Origin of the sequence: Acidithiobacillus sp. 'AMD consortium', from assembly GCF_008926505.1 — a bacterium.
GTDB classification, from domain to species: domain Bacteria; phylum Pseudomonadota; class Gammaproteobacteria; order Acidithiobacillales; family Acidithiobacillaceae; genus Acidithiobacillus; species Acidithiobacillus ferridurans.
Window position 1 is genome coordinate 1,205,010 of sequence record NZ_CP044411.1, and the last position, 19,155, is coordinate 1,224,164.

A 19,155-nucleotide genomic window follows, 5' to 3' on the forward strand; every position below is an offset into this window, starting at 1 on the left:
GTGAGCTACGCTGAGTTCAAGGGTCAAAAGCGGGCCACCTCCGGAAATTTTTCGATCATTTCCAGGGCACCTGCCACCAGTTTGTCACCTTCTTCGGCCAGTTTTTCCATGCTGGGGAAGCCAAAACGATGCACATCGCGCAACTGTTTGTTGACCACGATCAGCCGTCCGGCAATCAGCACCATGCGGCCAAAGCCTTCATGACTCATTTTCATCATGGGCGACACCATGACTCCGGAAGCACGCTCCGTAGCCAGCCCCACGGCGTTATAAAAAAGTTCCAGCCGCCACAATATTTCGGGATCAGGATCGCCGATGATGGGAATCGCCCGACGCTGCTCCTTATCCAGCACGTAGGGCGCCAGCAGCTCCATGTCGGACTTTTTTTCCCAGGCACCATAGCTATCCTGTGCCCGCCACTGCTTGACCAGTTCGCGGAAAAACGCGGATTCATCCGGTAACACCACCGCCACTGCAGTATTGTCAGGCATGACTTAATTCCTCTTCGTCATCAAAATTAAACGCTTTTTCTGCACCCTTGTTCATGACTTTGCGGAGCCAGGGGGGTGGAGTTCCCTGTAACACGACCTGCAGCTTGTCGAGTATTCCATGGATGGATTCCGGTTCATTCACTTTGATGGGGTGAATTTTCATGGCCACCACCCGCGCCGCACCGGAGCCGCCAATGGCGGCCACATACAAAATGGCGCAGTCCCTGATGGCTTCCAGCTTGGGAGCCAGCTTGTCTTCGTTGCCGTCCTCGGCAAGTTCTCCGTCAAATTGCACGGCCTCCAGAAAATGGTGACCTTCTGGACTGAGTTCATAAATGGCGATGTTTTTTGCCCAGCCAAAATGGGCATCCACTCTCTGCATATCCTGAGTTGCAAATGCGACTTTCATGGTGCCTCCTGGGCGTTGACCAGATAACAAGTGACTACTACGTTCTGCATCCTTAACCAACCGCAAACGACGCATGTGCATCGTGATCCTCCATAGGTAGTGGCCAACTATCCGGGCGATTTTCTTCCTCCCGTGCCATTAACAGGTTGCCGATCTCGAAGGTCAGATCGCGAGCACCGCGATAGCCAAGAGACAGGCGATGGGCGGCGCCGAGCCGGTCAAAAATAGGCAGTCCCATGCGCAGGAAAGCGATATCCAGCCGCGCCGCCGCCTGCCGTCCATGGGAGTGGGTGATGAGCAAGTCACAGCCGGCAGCCCGCGCCTCGAGATCCTCCAGATCACCGATAAGCACCTCTTCACAAGGCATCTGTTCGAGTAGCGGCGAGTGGGTGGAGGTCACCGCAGTAGTAACTGTCGCCCCCATTTCGGTGAGCCACGATCCGATATTCCAGAGCAGGTCAGGTTCAGCGCCGATGGCGATTTTCTTGCCTCCGAAAAAGAAGTGTCCATCCAGCATGGCATCCATGAGCTGGCTGCGTTGGCGGCGATATTTGTTGGCCACGGGTTGTCCGCTCAACTGGCTCAGACAGTCCAATAATTGGTCATTGGCCTCCAGGCCGGTGACCCGGTCGAACAAGACGTAAGGCTGACCCGTCTTGGCCATTAAAGCTTCGGCGGCGGGACGCATCTGTTCGCCCAAGGCAATGGTCAGTTCCGCTTCGCCCATGGCGCGGATCTCCTCCAAACCGGTTCCACCCAGCGTAGTGGAGGAAAAATCTTCCGGCACGTGGCCGTCCAAAGATCCGGACAGGTCGGGCAGGAAGGTCGGCTGTAAGCCGAAAGACTCGCTGATCTCGCGCAGCTCTTCGATATCGGCGACGGTCAGGTGGGAACCCACCAGGAAATTGACGGCGCCGTCTAGCCGTACACTGGTCGGCTCCACCAAGGTGTCGACAATATTCCTGACCGCTTTGCCCCACCCGTCCTGAAAGGCATCCTTGAAATCGGGCGTGGAGACGTAGACTACGGCGAGGTCTCCCAGCTCCGGATGATCTGCCAGAAAGGTCTTGAGATAGCCGTCCACGTCATCTCCCTTGGTTTCGGTGACTCCGGTGGAGCAGATGCCGACGATGCGGGGATGGGTACGCTGGTAAATGCTGATGAGGGCGCTGCCGATGTTATCCAGACCGCCCATGACCGTGGCCACCTCGTTCATGGCGGTGGTCTGCATGGGGATGGTCTCCCGGAAATGGCGCTGGAAGAGCACCACGCCAAAGGCCGTGCAACCCTGGGAACCATGCAGCAGGGGCATGGATTGGGCGAGCCCCAGAAAGGCCAGGGCACCGCCGATGGGCTGGCTCATCTTGAGGGGATTGACCGCGCAGGACTTGTGGCTGACGGTTACGGTAGCCATGATGCGGCCTCCTGTGCTTCCCAGGGTGCCGGCTTGCGCAATTGCGACCAGATGGGGTTGTAGAGGGCGCGGTCGATCTGCTCCACCAATCCCACCATGCCTTCGTAGCCGGCATAGGCGTGGTGGCGCTCCTGATTGATGTCCAGCCACGGCATCTTGGCCTTGAGGGCGGCGAACTGGGAACGGGGCCCGGAGAGCATGATGTCGGCCTGGGAGGCCCGCAGCATCTGGTACATCTCTCCTTGTGTCAGATTCTCGATCATGTGGGCGTCCTCCCCCATGATCTCCTTGATGCGTTCCTTATCTTCCCTGGTGGACTTTTTGACGCTGGTGCCCACAATATCCATCCCGACTTCCTGCAGGGCGGCGAGAACGGACCACGACTTGACGCCGCCGGTGATCAGCAGCACCCGCTTGCCGCGCAGACGCGGCTTATAGGCCTCCAGGCGCTCCCAGGCGCGCGCCTCCTCCCGTTGAATGAGGGCTTCGGTGCGCTCCAGTAGTTCGGCGGGGGCACCCCTTACCACCAGCAGTCGGGAGATCTCCCGCAGGGAGTCGCTGGTATCGGAGATGCCGTAGAAGGAGCCCTCGAAAAACGGAATCTGATAGCGCTCTTCCATCTTGCGGGCAATGTTGATCATCGCCTTGGAACACACCATCATGTTGGCGCGGGCGCGATGGGACTGGGCGATCTCATGATATTTTGCGTCACCGCTGATGCACGAGATGACACGTATTCCCAAATGATCGAGGAGCGGTTTGACCTGCCATAGTTCGCCGTTGAGGTTGTACTCACCGATGATGTTGATGTCATAGGGCGTAGTGCATTCCGGTTCTTCTGTGCCGATGACGTAATCCAGCAGGGCTTCGCCGGCCAGTTTGTTGCCGAGGTTCTTTACCCCGACAAAACCGGGGGCGTTAATCGGGATAACGGGCTTGGCGAATTTGGCGCTGGCGGCCTTGCAGACGACCTCGATATCGTCACCGATCATCGCCGGGACGCAGGTCTGGTACACGAAAACAGCGGGGGGATCGTATTTGTCGATGATCTCCTTGATGGATTTGAAGAGGTGCTTTTCCCCGCCGTACACCACATCCATTTCGTTGATGTCGGTGGTGAATCCGGTACGAAAAAGTTGCGATCCAGAGGATTTGGCACTGCGGTTGTCCCAGGAGTTGCCCTCGCAGGCAATGGGGCCATGGACCAGATGGGCGACGTCGGTGATGGGCTGCAGCGCGATCTTGGCGCCGTCGAAGGCGCAGCCTCCGGCGGCTCCACCAGGCTGCAACTGCTTGGTGCAGCCCTTTTTACGCTCCTTGTCAGACTTCGTCTGGTTCTTGGCGCAACCCGGTTCGTTGAAGACTTCCTGGATCTTGTTCTGCAACATGGAACACCTCCCGGTACGTCAAAATGCCACAAAGAATTGATCGCTGGTTTCCATTATGCACTGGCACGCCAGCCGCCAGCGCGGCCCTTTCCAGGCCGCCGTGTCCTCGTCCCCATCGGCGAGCGGAATCTTCCCCACAGCGCGCAGCGTCCGCTTTTCAAAGGAGCCGAGACGGCGATACGGCGCTCCGCGGCGGAGAACCACCTGCACCGCGCAGGTCCCGCACAGTCCCTGCGCGCAATCGACCGGCAAAGGCACATGGCAGAGGCGCGCAATGGTTAACAGGGAGACTGGCTGGTTGCTGCGACAAGAGATCGACCAGTCGCCACCGATACGCGGTGAGATGAATTGCACCTCTCCCATCTCTCGCTCCTTATGCAGTGGGAAACTTACAGTTTCACCAGAATATCTTCATCACGGACGATGTACTGGCACGCCAGCCGCCATGGCGGTGGGATATCCCGCAGTTCCGTGTCCTCGATCTGTCCCTTGCTGATCTTTCCGGACAGGAGCAGAACGATTTTCTCCTTTTCCGTCAGATGCTGGCCCAAAGGCTCTTTCCTTTCCAAAATAGTTACCTGCACTGCGCAGGAACCGCACTCACCGTTTTCGCATTCGAATTGAATGGGTATCCTGTTTGCCTTGGCCAGTCCCAGCAGGGTTTGCCGGGCACCGGCGGTGGCGTATACCGTGATATCCTTGGCCATCGCGGGGGAAGTGAAGGTGATATCAGCCATGTTTCTCTCTCCAGCCAGACGGGCAGCGAAGCTCGGCAGCGCCGCCCGTGAGGATTAGCGCACCAGGTCGTAGCTGAAATCGGTCGTGCCGATACCCATGCTGTTGCGGTCCAGTTCCAGGTGGATACGGTCCAGTATCCAGACCAGCACATTCAGCGCCCCCTGGTAGCCCCAGATGGGGTAGCGGTGATGGTGGTGCCGGTCATGGATGGGAAAGCCGATATGAATCATGGGCGTCCCGGTATCGCGCTCCAGGTATTTGCTGTAGCTGTTGCCGATCAGGAAATCCACCGGCTCCGTGAACAGCAGGCTGCGCATATGCCACAGATCCTTGCCGGGATAGGCATGGCAGCCGCTGCCGAAGGGCGAGCTGGCAAATAGGGCATTCATCTTCTCCGCCCAGTCCTTGTTGCCGTTGGTGCAGACCACATGCACCGGCTCGGCGCCCAGTTCCAGCAAAAATCCTGCCATTCCGAGGCAGAAATCCGGATCGCCGTTGATCGCGAATTTCTTGCCGTGCAGGTAGGAGATCGAGTCGCCGATGGCGTCCACCAAACGGCCGCGCTCTTTTTTCAGCTCTTCAGAGATGGGCTTGCCACTGATGCGAGAAACCTCCTGGAGGAAGTGATCGGTGCCGCTCACGCCGATGGGGCAGTGGAGCGCCACCACTTCCTGGCCCTTCTCCTGGATATAGGCCATGGTCTTTTCGGTGCTGATCCCCTGCATACACACCGTCGCCTTGGCATTCAGCGCAGCTTCGGCTTCGGCGAAGGTGGTGCCGCCGTCGTACATGCGAAATTCGCCGTCGGCGGGCGTATCCCACACATCGCTGCCATCGCCCAGAATCGTGTAATCGACATTCATCAGGCTGAACAGGCGCTTGATCTCGCGCATGTTGCCGACGGTATAGCCGTCGAAGCCGCCAATGAAATTGATCTTCTCATCCGGCTTGCGCTCCAGGGCGGGCACAGTGCCGGCCTTGCCGTCCCAGAAGTGGGTCAGGATGCCCTTCATCATGTTGTCATAGCCGGTGATGTGGCTGCCGACGAAGGAGGGTGTGTGTGCGAAGGGCACATCGAACGACTCAGGAACACTGCCCTTTTCCTTGGCGGTCTTGATGAAGGCGTTCAGGTCGTCGCCGATCACTTCCGCCATACAGGTGGTCGAGACCGCGATCATCTTCGGCTTATACAGGCTATAGGAATTGGCCAGGCCGTCGATCATGTTGTTGAGACCACCGAACACCGCCGCATCCTCGGTCATGGATGACGACACGCAGGAACTGGGTTCCTTGAAGTGACGGTTGAAGTGGGAGCGGAAATACGCCACGCAGCCCTGCGAACCGTGCACGAAGGGCAGGGTGCCGTCAAAGCCCACGGCGGCGAAAATCGCCCCCAAGGGCTGACAGGCCTTGTCGGGATTGACCGACAGCGCCTCACGGGCGAAGTTCTTTTCGCGGTACTCCCAGGTCTTGGTCCATTCCTGGCCGCGTGCAACCTCGTCTGCGGGCAGTCGGTTTTCGAACGTTTTCTGCTTGTTCTTGAACATCTCCTGATAATCAGGCTGTTTGAACAGGTTGAAGTGGTCGACGATTTTATCTGCATTCTGACTCATGATGTTTCTCCTTTGATTCAGTGAGGAGTACGGATTCGGAGCGGGGAAGGGAAAACGGATAAAAGCATGTTTCGCCCCTCCTCGCTCCTCTTCCTTACTTCCAGGGCGCCTGGGTCAGGCCCCATACCGGGTTGTTGACCGCCATGTCCATGTCGCGGGCGAAGATGGCGAACCCGTCCGGACCGTGATAGGGACCGGAATAGTCCCACGAGTGCATCTGGCGGAAGGGAAAGCCCATCTTCTGGAAGATGTATTTTTCCTTGACCCCAGAGGCGACCAGGTCGGGACGCAGCTTCTCGGCGAATTTTTCGAACTCGTAGCCGGTCACGTCGTCATAGATCAAGGTGCTGCCCTTGATTTCATGAGTGGTGCGCTGGTAGTCGTCGTTGTGGCCAAACTCATAGCCTGTGCCGATGACCTCCATGCCGAGATCCTCGAAGGCGCCGATGGTGTGGCGCGGACGCAGGCCACCGACAAACAGCATGACCTTCTTGCCTTCGAGCCGGGGCCGGAATTTCTCCACCACGGCGTCCCACTGCGGCTGATACTTGGCGATCGCCTTCTCAGCTTTTTCCTGGATGGACTCGTCGAAGAACGCGGCAATCTCGCGCAGCGATTCCTTGATCTTGGTGGGGCCGAAGAAGTTGAACTCGATATACGGGATGCCGTATTTCTCCTCCATGTGCCGGGTGATGTAGTTCACCGAGCGATAGCAGTGCAGCAGGTTGAGCTTGCTCTTGGAACTCGCCTCGAACTCCTTGAGGGTGCCGTCGCCGGACCACTGGGCGATCACGCGCAGGCCCATCTCTTCGAGGATGATGCGCGAGCCCCAGGCGTCGCCGCCGATGTTGTAGTCGCCCAGCAGGGTGACGTCGTAAGGCGTGCTTTCGAAATCCGGGTGCTTGTCTGCGGCGGGGTCCAGCACCCAGTCGCGGATACTATCGTTGGCGATGTGGTGGCCAAGCGACTGCGACACACCACGGAAACCCTCACAGCGATTGGGTACCACCGGCTTGCCGAATTCCGCGGCCTTTTTCTTGGAAACCGCCTCGATATCGTCGCCGATCAGCCCGATCGGACATTCTGATTGCACCGTGATGCCCTTGGACATTGGAAACAGATCTTCCAACTCGTCCATCAGCTTGGCGAGTTTCTTGTCGCCGCCGAAAACGATGTCCTTCTCCTGGAAGTCCGAGGTGAAGTGCATGGTCGTGTAGGTGTCCACCCCGGTGGTGCCGATGTAGTAGGCGCGCCGTCCAGCGCGCGCGTAGTGGCCGCAGCCGACCGGACCATGGCTGATATGGATCATGTCCTTGACTGGGCTCCAGACCACGCCGTAAGAACCGGCGTAGGCGCAGCCGCGGATGGTCATCACGCCGGGAACGGATTTGATGTTGGACTTGACGTCGCACTCGCTCTTGCCCTCTTCATAGACATTGAGGTGCTTGGCGCGCCGCTTGGCGAACTTCTCTGGATAGGCCTTGAGCGTCTCATCGATCAGTTCGCGATTTCTGGCAGTTTTCTCCGCTGTGCGCTGTGTGCTGAGATCTTCCGCTGATATACTCATTTTGGTGTACTCCTTGCTTCAATTAGGTGCCACATCCTGGTGGGCACGGTGAACAACCCGCGCCCACCCGTTCCATTACATTCCCGCAGCCGCCAATTCGGCAGCAGTCTTGCCGATGATGCTGGTGTCTTCCTTCTGCATGATGCCGAAGTCCATAAGCAGATCTTCCAACTCGTCCATGGTGATCGGGGTGGGGATAGCGCCGTTGCCGGCATTGGCATGAATTTTTTCCGCCAGAGTCCGGTATTCTTGCGCCTGCTTGGATTCCGGTGCGTATTCCAGCACCGTCATGCGCCGCAATTCGGCATGCTGCACGATGTTGTCGCGGGGTACGAAATGAATGAGCTTGGTGCCCAGTTTGCCGGCCAATGCCTCGGCCAGTTCCAGTTCCTTGTCGGTCTGACGCTCGTTACAGATGAGGCCGCCCAGACGTACGCCGCCGGAGTTGGCATACTTGAGCACGCCCTTGGAGATGTTGTTGGCCGCGTACATGGCCATCATTTCGCCGGACATGACGATGTAGATCTCCTGCGCCTTGTTTTCCCGGATGGGCATGGCAAAGCCGCCGCAGACCACGTCTCCCAACACGTCGTAGGAGACATAGTTGGCGCCATCATAGGCCCCGTTTTCTTCCAGGAAGTTGATGGAGGTGATCACACCACGACCTGCGCAACCCACGCCCGGCTCAGGGCCACCGGACTCGACGCAGCGGATGTCGCGATACCCCACCTTCATGACATCTTCAAGCTCGAGATCCTCCACACTGCCGGCTTCGGCCGCCAGACTAAGCACGGTGTCTTGCGCCTTGGAATGCAGGATCAGTCGGGTGGAGTCGGCCTTGGGATCGCAGCCGACGATGAGAATTTTCTGTCCCATTTCCGCCAGTGCCGCCAGGGTGTTCTGCGAGGTCGTGGACTTGCCAATGCCCCCTTTACCATAAAAGGCGATTTGTCTTAGTTTGTCACTCATTGCCATGTCTCCTATTTAAAAATGACTAGCTTGCCAGATGGAAGCCCCCGAAAAGGGGACGAGTCGCGTTCCGTCCTCGCTGTTGCAAGGGCCGTGCCAAGTTCATCATGGCCTATTTAACACTATGAAAATCATGAAGAATGCCGCCTTATGAGTGAACTTCGGCAGACTGTTTGAAAGCCTACAAAATGCAGTTTCCATGTCAGGAACCCCACAGCGCAGACCTACAACGGCAAAGGACCGCACCCGCTCATAGGCGGTGGAGACGAATTGGCGGAATCCAAACAAAGCCAGTTTCATTTGAACGGGTTAGCGCCGTTATTCGAAAGGGGAATGGTGAAAGGGGAATCGTTTTGGGGGCTCCGGTTAGCACCCGTGCCGGGCGTGAACAAGGGGCTGGAACCTCATGGCATAAAACCTGCTTTAGTTATGTCATCCAAACGGGAAGTCTTGCTCAGTTTTGGGAGGATGATATGCAGATTGGTGTGGATTGTAATCTCGCGGTGGGTAATTGGCGCATTTTTGTGCTCGATACGGACGAAATCGGGCGCATGGCCGTGCAATTCATGCTTCATGATGAATATGAAACTCACGAAATCGCCAGTCTCCAGGCCGCTGTCGCCAAGGCTCGGGATTGGCCGCCGGACCTGATCATTCTCGGGGAGGCGCTGCTGGATGACGGCACATTGACCGTGAAGATGTTGAGCGAACAATTTCCCAATGCACGACTGATGCTCGTGGTGGGGGAAGCGCGTTCCGCTCTGAGCCAGCCTGTAATCGGTAAAGGATTCGTGTTCCTCCATAAGCCTCTGCGGCTCGAAGAGGTTCGCGCCAAGGTGGCTGCCGTGTTGCAGAACTAGTCACCGCAAGGACGTTTTTTGTCAGCAGCGAATCTACCGGAGGAGCAGCGCCCGGCCCGTCCACCATCCGCCAATCCCGGTAGCAATCTGACCGGAGTCCCGTCCGGGCTGTTGATCAGTGCGGAATTCCATGCGTTCCCGATGCCGCTACATATCGCCGGGGTGCGTGATGGGCACCCGGCACTTTTCCAGAGATTGTCTCTGGTACGGGAACAGTGCGAGGCGGGGCAGGTCTTCCAGACGTACATGGACGAGATTTTTGCTGGCGGGTCTGACCAGACGAAGGGTCGACGCTTCAGGGCCAGCTATTTACGCTTGCTCAAGGGTTGGGGATATGACAGCAACTCACCGGAAGGTGCGGTCATGAAGGGCTGGGTGGAGAGCCGGTTCGGAATCGCACCAAATTTTCACCGGCAGGTGATCGGCCGTGTGGGTGACGCCGCCTGGATTCAGTATATGACCGACAAAATGTCAGGGCGATTTGATAATAATGCGATCTGGTTGCAGCTTGACCTTTTGTTTGAATTTGCACAATGGTCAGCGCGGCGTTTTCTGGCCTCTGGACAACGGCACTTGCGCTTATTCCGGGGGACCAATGATTTTGCCGAACATCCCATTCTCTGGAAAGCCGGAGCGCGGCAGGGGGTGATCCGGCTGAACAACCTGGTGTCTTTCAGCAGTGATCGGGACGTGGCCAGCGTATTCGGCGATTGCATACTGGAGGTGAATGTGCCCTTGGTAAAGCTGCTCTTCTTCAAGGGGCTGCTGCCATGTCGCGCCCTCCAGGCGGAGAGTGAGTATCTGGTGATCGGCGGTGAATACGCGGCACATATGCACTATTACTGAGGACGAGAAATGGGCTATGACTTGCGGGAAAGAGCGTTAGGTGCCTACCTGGGATTGGCGGTCGGTGATGCCCTGGGCGCGACGGTGGAGTTCATGAGTCCCAGCGAAATCCGGGAGGAATATGGTGTTCACCGCAATATGACCGGCGGCGGCTGGCTGCATTTACGCCCCGGACAAGTGACCGACGATACCCAGATGTGTCTGGTGTTGGGGCGGAGCATCCTTGCCGATGAACAATGGTCCATCACCCGCTTTGGCGAGGGGATGGTGCAGTGGTTGCGCAGTCATCCCGTGGATGTGGGCAATACCTGCCGCCGGGGAATCCGGCGCTTTATGCTCAACGGCAGTACCGCCGCGGAACCGGCGGAATGGGATGCGGGCAATGGCGCATGTGTGCGCAACCTCCCCGTGGTGCTGGCCACCCTGAACGCCCCCGCGGCCTTCCGGCGGATGAGTGTGGAACAGGCGCACCTGACCCACCATCACCCGCTGTCGGATGTCGCGACCCTGACGTTGGGAGAGATGTTGCGCTGCGCGCTGCGCGGTGAAGGTGTTTCATCGGTGCGCCGTCTGGCGGATGCACTGCTGGCACGGTATCCGGAATTCAAATTCAAAAAAATTCCCCAGGCGCCTACGCCCTATATTGTGGATACGGTGCGTGCCGTCCTGTATGCGCTGCTTCATACCGATAATTTTAAAGACTGCCTGATTACGGTGGTCAACCAGGGTGGGGATGCCGACACCACGGGCGCCCTCGCGGGCATGCTGGCGGGAGGTCTGTACGGGACTTACGGGCTTCCCGGCACTTGGCTGCAGCGTCTGGATCCCGCGGTTCAGAAAGAAATCGCAGCGCAGGTGGATCAGCTTCTGACCCGGGGTGAGCGAACGGATCATGAGCAGTTGCCGGCCAGCATGCCGCCGCGTATCTTGTTTTACGGAAAACCAGGCTGCACCAATAATGCGCGGCAGATTGCACTGTTGACGGCTGCCGGCTGTGCCGTGGAGGTGCATGACTTATTGCAGACCGCCTGGACGGCGGCAACCCTGCGTCCATTTTTTGCGGATCGGCCCGTCGCCGAGTGGTTCAACCCGGCCTCGCCGCGGGTAAAGTCGGGTGAGATCGTTCCGGAGGCGTTTACAGAAGCCGAGGCACTCGCCGCGATGCTGTTGGACCCGCTTCTCATTCGTCGCCCGCTCATGGAAGCGGGAGGCGCCAAAATCGCCGGCTTTTCCGAGGATCAATTACGCCTGTGGACGTCCGTATCTCTTGACGTGTATGCTGAAGGCACCGGCGCCGCTACAGACAATTGTCGACGGTCGGTCCCTTGCCCAAGCGTCAGGCAGGGCCGCAGTCTCACCAAAACTCCAGCCGCCTCGTCCCACGCCAACGCCTCCTGAGCGCTGTAGAGAAGAGGACCCTATCATGAAAGATCGCGTAACACCCAACCATTTTCAGGAGCTGACGACCATCTATGAGGTGAGTAAGGTGCTCAGCTCTTCCATGGATCTTGAACACACCCTGAACGATGTGCTGAAGACGCTGGAAAGTCATCTGCATATCTCGCCGTCCATGATCGTATTGCGCATGAACGAGGAAATAGTGGGGGTAATCGCGGCCACAGGGTTGTCCGTTGCCGAAATAGAACGGGGGCGTTATCGGTTAGGGGAGGGGATGATCGGCAAGATCATGCGTGCCGGTATGCCGGTGGTGATCCCGGATGTCTCTCAGGAACCGGCTTTTCTGCACCGCGCCTTTGAACCGGAGATCAGCCAGCGCTTGCATGCTTTTGTAGGGGTGCCGATCAAGGTGGGCTACGAGTGTATCGGTGTGCTCGCCATCTATCGCAGTGAGCGGCACAAGGGCGTGAGTTTCCGTTCCGATGTCCGCTTGTTACAGATGATCGCCAATCTGGTGGGACAGACCGTCAATTTGCATCAGGGTATCTCGGCGGAAAGAAATCGCCTCCTGCAGGAAAAGCATCGTCTGCAGAAGGAACTCCAGAAACGTTACAGCATCAAGAATGTCATCGGCAACAGCCGGGCCATGCAGGCGGTATTCGCCGATGTGCATCAGGCGGCACCGGGCAAGGCGACCATATTGCTGCGCGGCGAATCGGGCACCGGCAAGGAAGTTATCGCCCGCGCCATTCACTACCTCAGCCCCCGTCGCGACAAGGCCTTTGTTTCGCTCAATTGCGCGGCGCTCCCGGAAAGCATTCTCGAATCGGAACTCTTCGGACATGAGCGCGGTGCGTTTACCGGCGCTACCCAGGAGCGCAAAGGACGTTTTGAACTGGCAGATGGCGGCACGTTGTTTCTCGATGAGATCGGCGATATCTCTCCGGCTTTTCAGGCCAAGCTCTTACGGGTGTTACAGGAGCGCGAATTCGAGCGGGTGGGTGGCAGCCAGACCCGGCGCGTTAATGTGCGCATCATCACTGCCACCAACCGCAATCTCGAAGAGGCGGTGAGCAAGGGCGAGTTCCGTGCCGATCTCTACTACCGGATCAACGTCGTCAGTATCTTCCTGCCTCCACTGCGGGAACGTCGTGAGGATATCCCCGCCCTGATCGAATATTTCCTCGCCCGTTATAACGCCGAGAATCAGCGCAAACTGACCCTTACCCCGGAAGCCTTGCAAACCATGGTGTCCTGCTACTGGCCGGGCAACGTGCGGGAACTGGAAAACTGCGTCGAACGTACCGCCACCATGATGCGCGGAGATATCATCCGCAGTCTCGATGTGCCCTGTCAGCGTAATCAGTGCCTCTCCATGGCCTTGCGACCGCTGGAAGGGAGCCATCCCATCGTCACCATGAAGGTTTCAGGCAATAGTAGTATGCCGCTGCCCGTAATGCCCGAACCAGCGGAGCAAGTAGCGGATGGGGCGGCGGCAAGTGATGTGGAGGGTTCTACTCCCTTGTCAGAACGGGATCGTCTGATTCAGGCTATGGATCGTTGTGGTTGGGTACAAGCCAAAGCGGCTCGTTTGTTAGGGACGACTACCCGCAAACTCGGCTATGCCCTCAATAAACATGGCATAGAAGTTAAAAAGCTCTAATCGGAAACGTGCCAACGGGGGTGGCGAACGCCCCACTCATCCTCACTGTGCCCAGCCTTTCGTGCTTGCTCTGCGATTTTTTGATCCCACCCCATTTGTCCGGTTTTCGACAATTTTCGCCGCAGTGCGGGAAACACATGTAACGTTACCGACAAAGCACGGAATGGCTTGTCCCAACATCCTGAAAAACAAAGGGCGCATATGCTGGCATCACTTTTGCTAAAGAACATACAAGCGTCAGCTTCTTAGGAGCAAGCCGATACATCCACGAGGCGCGCGGTTTTCCATCGTTTACTGAAGACCCGTATGGAGGATTACGCCCATGGCATCCCAAATAATTTCTCTTTCCAGTATTGCCACACCCAATAACGGGGTGGATCTGGAGGAGATCATGCAGCAAAAGGCAGAACACCAAGGTTGTGGTACGAGCGGCGGTTCCGGCAAGGCCAGTTGCGGCAGCGGAGCGGGGCAGGGAGATCTGGCACCAGAGATCTGGGAAAAGGTCAAGAATCACCCCTGCTATAGTGAAGAAGCGCATCATCATTACGCCCGTATGCACGTTGCGGTGGCGCCCGCCTGCAATATCCAGTGCAATTACTGTAACCGCAAATATGACTGCGCCAACGAAAGTCGTCCCGGTGTCGTCAGTGAAAAACTGACGCCGGAGCAAGCGGCTAAAAAGGTGCTGGCCGTGGCCTCCACCATTCCGCAAATGACGGTGTTGGGTATTGCTGGTCCGGGTGATCCTCTGGCCAATCCCGAAAAAACTTTCAAGACCTTTGAACTGATCTCGAAAACAGCGCCGGATATCAAACTCTGCCTGTCTACCAATGGGCTGACCCTCCCCGACCATGTCGATACCATTGCCAGCTTTAATGTGGATCATGTCACCATTACCATCAATATGGTGGATGCGGATATAGGCGCCCAGATCTATCCCTGGATTTATTACAAGAACAAGCGGTACAAGGGGCGTGAAGCGGCGCAGATACTCACCGACCGGCAAATGCTGGGACTGGAAATGCTGACCGAGCGCGGCATTCTCTGTAAGGTGAATTCGGTCATGATCCCTGGCATCAATGATCATCATCTGGTGGAAGTCAACCGGGCCGTCAAAAGCCGCGGAGCTTTTCTTCACAACATCATGCCCCTGATTTCCGCCCCTGAACATGGCACCGTTTTCGGCTTGAACGGCCAGCGCGGCCCGACCGCACAGGAACTCAAAGCCTTGCAGGACAGTTGCGAAGGCGAAATGAACATGATGCGCCACTGTCGGCAATGCCGGGCGGACGCGGTGGGTCTGCTGGGCGAGGACCGTTCGGCGGAGTTCACGACCGAAGCCGTCATGGCGATGGATGTGGAATATGACCTCGAATCGCGCAAGGCCTACCAGTCGCTGGTGGAGCAGGAACGGCAGGCGAAAGCGGATGCCAAGCAGGCGGAACTGGAAACCCTGGCCGGCGAGCAATCCGATATCAAAATCCTCATCGCGGTGGCGACGAAAGGCAGCGGGCGGGTCAACGAGCACTTCGGCCATGCCACCGAGTTTCAGATTTATGAGGCGAGTGCGTCCGGGGCAAAATTTGTCGGCCACCGTCGCGTGGACCTCTATTGCCAAGGCGGTTATGGCGAAGAGGAAGCCCTGGAAACCACCGTCATCCGCGCGATCAACGATTGTACGGCAGTTTTTGTGGCCAAGATCGGTGGCTGTCCGAAAGCCTCGCTGGAGGCGGCCGGAATCGATGCGGTGGATCGTTACGCTTTTGAATATATCGAGCAGTCCATCATTGCCTATTATCGGGATTATCTCGATAACATCCGTAGTGGGGCCATTGTCCATGGCCAGCGTGGAGATGCGGAGATCCGGCAAGGGGCGTATGTAGCTGCATAAGGTTATCGGGGGAGATATCCTCCCCCCTTTTTGAAAAAGGAGAAGCCTCATGGCTTATAAAATCGTCAGTTCCCAATGCACCAGTTGTTCGGCCTGTGAACCGGAATGTCCGAATATGGCCATTTCCGAAAAGAATGGCACGTTTGTGATCAATGCAGCCAAGTGTACGGAATGCATAAATTATTTCGATGAACCTCAGTGTGTGGCGGTATGCCCGGTGGATGACACCTGCATCATTGACAACAACTATCCCCGTTATGTCGCTTAGGAGTCTGTCATGGAACTCACCTTTACGCCGAAAGCGGAACGCTTTATCCAGCGGATGATCACCTTTGGCGGTGGAAATGCCTCCAGTGCTTTCCGCCTTGCGGTAAAGCCGGGCGGATGCTCCGGCCTTTCTTACGATTTTCACATTGTCGACGCTGCGGAACCCGGCGATGTGGCCATCAACAGTCATGGCATCCCGGTGCTGCTGGAACAGAAGAGTATCCCTTTTCTCAACGGAGTCGTCGTCGATTGCGAGGACAGTCTGATGAATACCGGGTTGGTCTTTACCAATCCCAATGCGGCGGCCAGTTGTGGCTGCGGAACGTCATTTACACCCAAGGAATAAAGGCGGGTCCCGGAAACGGTGAGATGGGAGGGAGGAAAACATGGAAACCTGGATTGTTCATCATACGAATACGACCATCCATCGTTGCGCAGCGAATACGGCGGCACTTCCCCCGCATCTCGACGATATCGATTTCCGCGGTGCGGAGATCTTTACGCGCATACCTGCGAAGGAGCAGCGTCATCTCGCACAGGCTTACAGCAGTTATGCCTGTTGTGAGGAATGCGAGGCGGCTCTGCTCCATCCCCTGAAGCGTAAAGGTGCGGCATGAACAATATATGGGACGATGAATGGTTGAAACGCCGTTACTATGAGGGCCTCCTGCCAGAGGCGGCGGAACGGCATCTGCATCTTGCTGCGCGCTCTTATGCGGACGAAGTCTGTGCCGAAGATCACTTGATGGATGCCATCGCCATCGCGCCCGAACACATGGTCGTTTACCTGGGTTTATACAAGTTTTATTTCTATAAAGGCCGACTGCGCGAGGCGCTGGCTACGGCCCGCATCTGTCTGCAGCTCAGCGCTACGGAGTTGGGCATTGATCGGGACTGGCGCAAGGTAATGAGGCGACAGGCGGAATTCGGCAACTTTGATGCGCCGCGGGCACGCTTTTATATGTTCGTGTTGAAAGCCTATGGTTACCTGCATTTACGCCTCGGTTATCTGGCTACGGGCAGAAAAATCATGGACAAACTCATTGACCTGGATCCGACGGATAAAATTCAGGCCCGGGTGTTGCTGGAAGTCCTGCTAAAAAAAGAGGAAGGCGAAGATGAGTGATCCCGATGAGGCCATTGACTGGCAGGGGAATGCTGTCGTCTGTGAGGCTTGTTCCGAGCGCGGAATTTCTGGTCTGCGCTGTGAACCGCTGCATGCCTGCATGCATGATCGCTACGCTAAAAGGGTGGACCGCTTTTTTCGCTGGAATCCGCAGATCGCCAAGGATTATCTGCAACACGGTTACTTTGAGGTGCGGGCTTGTGCCGCACGTTATGCGGATATTTTTCATCTGCCCGCGCTCATGAACGATCCCGACGAAACGGTACGCTGGGCGGTAGCGCAACGGCTTCCGCAACGCTATCTGCTGCGGATGATCCACGACCCGCATCGGGAGGTGCGTATCCGCGTAGCCGCGCGGCTGGAGGAACGTAACCTGCCTGCCATGATGCACGATGCGGATTATTACGTGCGTCTGGAGGTGGCGCGTCGCCTGCCCAAAGGCCTGTTGCCACTCATGATGCATGATGCCGACGTCGAGGTCCGGCGGGTTGTGGCCAAACGTATCGGCGTGGATGCCCTGGTCAAAATGCTGCAGGACGATGATCCCGGAGTCCGTTTGGATGCTATTCAGCGCGTACCGGTGTCCATCTTGTCCGTATTGGTTGATGATTCGGATTGGCGAATTCGCTATGAGGTGGCCGCACGGGGAGACAAGGAAGCGGTAATCCGCTTGTTGGCGGATGAAGATGATGAGGTGCGCCGTTGCGCTGCGGCGCGTTTGGGGAAGGGTGAACTGGTTTCCAGACAACGATTACCAGCGGAGGGTGGAATATGGCCGGAATAAGCAGGGACAGCGAAACGGTAGAGTTGACCGCAGAGCCAAGTTTCAATTATGGCGATAAAGTGCGTTCACGTAAGTACGTGCGTAACGATGGCACCTTTCCCGGCAAGGAAGTCGGTGAGGTACTTATTGACAAGGGCGATATAGGCTATGTCGCCAGTATCGGTACGTATCTTCAACAGTTTTATATTTACGGGGTTGATTTTTACGAAAGAGGTTACAAGGTCGGCATGAAGGGCCGTGAGTTGGATCTTGTGGACGACGGTCAGGCTACGGAGGAGGAAATCTCATGATGGATTTGCGTCCCCCCCGATTTGATTGGGGCCTCAGTGTATTGGCTCGAGATGATATCTTAAATGATGGAACTTATCCGGGAGAAGCAGAACAGGCCGTGTTGGTGCCCAAAGATAGTCCGGGGGAAATCGTTCGGGTAGGTCATCACGAGGAGAGCAATATGCCACTCTACCTGGTAGAGTTTGCCAACGGCAAGGTGGTAGGTTGCCTGGAAGAGGAAATCGTACCTTCAGGGAAGCCGAGGGCATGAGTATGATGCGCAGCATTTATCTCGATAATAATGCGACTACGGCCTTGGCGCCGGTGGTGCTGGATGCCATGCTGCCTTATTTGTTCTCGGAGCATGCTAATCCTTCCAGCGCTTCTGAAGCGGGTGTACGCGTCAAGAAGGCGTTGGGTGATGCGCGGATCGCTGTCGCCCATTTTATGGGCGCCACCCCTGCAGAGTTGATTTTTACCAGTGGCGCGACGGAGAGTAATCAGACGGCAATTATGGGTGCGCTTTCTCTGAGCAAAGGTAAACGTCATCTCATCACCAGTCAGGTAGAACATCCTTCAGTATTACTCATGTGTCAGCATTTGGAGCGCTTAGGGATTGAAGTGACTTACCTGCCGGTGGATGAAGAGGGGCGTCTAAGCCTGGAGGACCTGCACGCTGCTTTACGTTCAGATACGGCTCTGGTTTCCCTGATGTGGGCCAATAATGAAACGGGTGTGGTCTTTCCCATTGCTGAAGCTACGGCTATTGCGCATGCTGCAGGGGCTCTTTTTCATACGGATGCAACTCAGGCGATCGGCAAGGTATCGGTGAACGCAGTTGCCTCGGGTGTCGATTTTTTGTCCTGCTCGGCACATAAGATTCACGGTCCCAAGGGCGTGGGGGCATTGTTCGTCCGCAAAGGCATTGCCTTACCACCCTTGTTTCATGGTCATCAGGAACGGGGACGGCGGGGCGGAACCGAGAATGTTCCTGCCATTATCGGTTTTGGGGCTGCCATTCGTTTGGTCACCGATGTCGAAAGCGACGCGTGTTACTTGCGGGGATTGCGTGATCATTTTGAACAAGGTCTATTGGCTTTCATGCCCTGTGCACGCATCCACGGACAGGAAGCCGAACGGTTACCCAATACCAGTAATATCGGATTTATTGCTATCGACGCGGAAGAGTTGCTCTATCGCCTGGAACAGAAAGGGATTACGGCTGCCGCCGGTGCCGCCTGTGCGGCCGGTCGGCAGGAGCCTTCTCATGTGCTCACGGCAATGGGCATCTCCAAAACGGCGGTACTGTCCTCGCTTCGGTTCTCCTTCGGGCGTATGAACCAGTTGGAGGATGTGGAACAGCTGCTTCGCGTATTACCGTCCCTCCTGCTGGATATGATGGATATGCCGCCCATCACGGCCGCACCATTGATTTCCTGTGCACACTCACAATAAGGAACA

Annotated in this window: 22 protein-coding genes; 13 read left to right on the forward strand and 9 right to left on the reverse strand. The window is 56.9% G+C overall.

Translation table 11 applies throughout. The annotated features are described in order from the left end of the window. Positions 1 to 23: 23 nt before the first annotated feature. The 9 genes from F6A13_RS06295 to nifH all read right to left on the reverse strand — a co-directional run bounded on the left by F6A13_RS06295 (position 24) and on the right by nifH (position 8,589). A complete protein-coding gene (locus tag F6A13_RS06295; RefSeq protein ID WP_113525791.1) occupies positions 24 to 491 on the reverse strand; it encodes a NifX-associated nitrogen fixation protein in 468 nt (155 codons plus the stop codon). Continuing rightward, positions 484 to 900 carry a nitrogen fixation protein NifX gene (gene nifX / locus F6A13_RS06300; protein WP_126605245.1) on the reverse strand — a complete coding sequence of 139 codons (417 nt, stop codon included), beginning with the start codon at positions 898 to 900 and terminating at the stop codon, positions 484 to 486. The genes F6A13_RS06295 and nifX overlap by 8 nt, the downstream gene beginning before the upstream one ends. A 52-nt stretch (positions 901 to 952) precedes the next feature. Continuing rightward, positions 953 to 2,314, reverse strand: coding sequence for a nitrogenase iron-molybdenum cofactor biosynthesis protein NifN (gene nifN, locus F6A13_RS06305; RefSeq protein ID WP_126605246.1), 1,362 nt, complete (start codon positions 2,312 to 2,314; stop codon positions 953 to 955). Further along, positions 2,302 to 3,702 (reverse strand): nitrogenase iron-molybdenum cofactor biosynthesis protein NifE, encoded by a 1,401-nt coding sequence (gene nifE / locus F6A13_RS06310; protein ID WP_113525794.1) that lies wholly within the window; start codon positions 3,700 to 3,702, stop codon positions 2,302 to 2,304. Before nifE ends, nifN begins: the two co-directional genes overlap by 13 nt. 18 nt (positions 3,703 to 3,720) lie before the next feature. Continuing rightward, complete coding sequence (locus tag F6A13_RS06315) at positions 3,721 to 4,065, reverse strand: 2Fe-2S iron-sulfur cluster-binding protein (protein WP_113525795.1); 345 nt, start codon at positions 4,063 to 4,065, stop codon at positions 3,721 to 3,723. 26 nt (positions 4,066 to 4,091) lie between these two features. Continuing rightward, complete coding sequence (locus F6A13_RS06320; RefSeq protein ID WP_126605247.1) at positions 4,092 to 4,439, reverse strand: 2Fe-2S iron-sulfur cluster-binding protein; 348 nt, start codon at positions 4,437 to 4,439, stop codon at positions 4,092 to 4,094. Between the two features lie 54 nt (positions 4,440 to 4,493). Then, positions 4,494 to 6,053: a nitrogenase molybdenum-iron protein subunit beta gene (nifK, locus tag F6A13_RS06325; RefSeq protein ID WP_126605248.1), complete on the reverse strand. Its 1,560-nt coding sequence runs from the start codon at positions 6,051 to 6,053 to the stop codon at positions 4,494 to 4,496. A 94-nt stretch (positions 6,054 to 6,147) separates the two neighbouring features. Beyond that, positions 6,148 to 7,620 (reverse strand): nitrogenase molybdenum-iron protein alpha chain, encoded by a 1,473-nt coding sequence (nifD, locus tag F6A13_RS06330; RefSeq protein ID WP_126605249.1) that lies wholly within the window; start codon positions 7,618 to 7,620, stop codon positions 6,148 to 6,150. Positions 7,621 to 7,695: 75 nt separating this feature from the next. After that, a complete protein-coding gene (gene nifH, locus F6A13_RS06335) occupies positions 7,696 to 8,589 on the reverse strand; it encodes a nitrogenase iron protein (protein ID WP_113525799.1) in 894 nt (297 codons plus the stop codon). 473 nt (positions 8,590 to 9,062) lie between these two features. On the opposite strand from nifH, the gene F6A13_RS06340 reads away from it, so the two are divergent. The 13 genes from F6A13_RS06340 (at position 9,063) to F6A13_RS06400 (ending at position 19,149) form a co-directional block, all read left to right on the forward strand. Continuing rightward, positions 9,063 to 9,449 (forward strand): response regulator, encoded by a 387-nt coding sequence (locus F6A13_RS06340; RefSeq protein WP_113525800.1) that lies wholly within the window; start codon positions 9,063 to 9,065, stop codon positions 9,447 to 9,449. Between the two features lie 18 nt (positions 9,450 to 9,467). Then, a complete protein-coding gene (locus F6A13_RS06345) occupies positions 9,468 to 10,295 on the forward strand; it encodes an NAD(+)--dinitrogen-reductase ADP-D-ribosyltransferase (RefSeq protein ID WP_113525801.1) in 828 nt (275 codons plus the stop codon). Positions 10,296 to 10,304: 9 nt separating this feature from the next. After that, a complete protein-coding gene (gene draG / locus F6A13_RS06350) occupies positions 10,305 to 11,693 on the forward strand; it encodes an ADP-ribosyl-[dinitrogen reductase] hydrolase (protein WP_126605250.1) in 1,389 nt (462 codons plus the stop codon). 25 nt (positions 11,694 to 11,718) lie between these two features. Beyond that, the gene (gene nifA, locus F6A13_RS06355) at positions 11,719 to 13,356 is read left to right on the forward strand and encodes a nif-specific transcriptional activator NifA (RefSeq protein WP_113525803.1); all 1,638 of its coding nucleotides are present in this window, start codon (positions 11,719 to 11,721) and stop codon (positions 13,354 to 13,356) included. Positions 13,357 to 13,678: 322 nt separating this feature from the next. Beyond that, positions 13,679 to 15,247, forward strand: a complete 1,569-nt coding sequence (gene nifB / locus F6A13_RS06360; RefSeq protein ID WP_113525804.1) for a nitrogenase cofactor biosynthesis protein NifB — start codon at positions 13,679 to 13,681, stop codon at positions 15,245 to 15,247. A 49-nt stretch (positions 15,248 to 15,296) separates the two neighbouring features. Continuing rightward, complete coding sequence (locus F6A13_RS06365; protein WP_113525805.1) at positions 15,297 to 15,515, forward strand: 4Fe-4S binding protein; 219 nt, start codon at positions 15,297 to 15,299, stop codon at positions 15,513 to 15,515. A gap of 9 nt (positions 15,516 to 15,524) precedes the next feature. Beyond that, the gene (locus F6A13_RS06370) at positions 15,525 to 15,860 is read left to right on the forward strand and encodes a HesB/IscA family protein (protein ID WP_113525806.1); all 336 of its coding nucleotides are present in this window, start codon (positions 15,525 to 15,527) and stop codon (positions 15,858 to 15,860) included. A gap of 40 nt (positions 15,861 to 15,900) precedes the next feature. Beyond that, positions 15,901 to 16,131, forward strand: a complete 231-nt coding sequence (locus F6A13_RS06375; protein WP_113525807.1) for a hypothetical protein — start codon at positions 15,901 to 15,903, stop codon at positions 16,129 to 16,131. Further along, on the forward strand, positions 16,128 to 16,640 hold the full coding sequence (locus F6A13_RS06380) for a hypothetical protein (protein WP_113525808.1): 513 nt from the start codon (positions 16,128 to 16,130) through the stop codon (positions 16,638 to 16,640). The genes F6A13_RS06375 and F6A13_RS06380 overlap by 4 nt, the downstream gene beginning before the upstream one ends. Continuing rightward, positions 16,633 to 17,424 (forward strand): 4Fe4S-binding leucine-rich repeat protein, encoded by a 792-nt coding sequence (locus F6A13_RS06385; protein WP_126605251.1) that lies wholly within the window; start codon positions 16,633 to 16,635, stop codon positions 17,422 to 17,424. Before F6A13_RS06380 ends, F6A13_RS06385 begins: the two co-directional genes overlap by 8 nt. Continuing rightward, the gene (locus tag F6A13_RS06390; RefSeq protein WP_113525810.1) at positions 17,412 to 17,714 is read left to right on the forward strand and encodes a nitrogen fixation protein NifZ; all 303 of its coding nucleotides are present in this window, start codon (positions 17,412 to 17,414) and stop codon (positions 17,712 to 17,714) included. Before F6A13_RS06385 ends, F6A13_RS06390 begins: the two co-directional genes overlap by 13 nt. Continuing rightward, complete coding sequence (locus tag F6A13_RS06395) at positions 17,711 to 17,965, forward strand: nitrogen fixation protein NifZ (RefSeq protein WP_113525811.1); 255 nt, start codon at positions 17,711 to 17,713, stop codon at positions 17,963 to 17,965. Before F6A13_RS06390 ends, F6A13_RS06395 begins: the two co-directional genes overlap by 4 nt. Beyond that, a complete protein-coding gene (locus F6A13_RS06400) occupies positions 17,962 to 19,149 on the forward strand; it encodes a cysteine desulfurase family protein (protein ID WP_126605252.1) in 1,188 nt (395 codons plus the stop codon). The genes F6A13_RS06395 and F6A13_RS06400 overlap by 4 nt, the downstream gene beginning before the upstream one ends. Positions 19,150 to 19,155 lie beyond the last annotated feature (6 nt).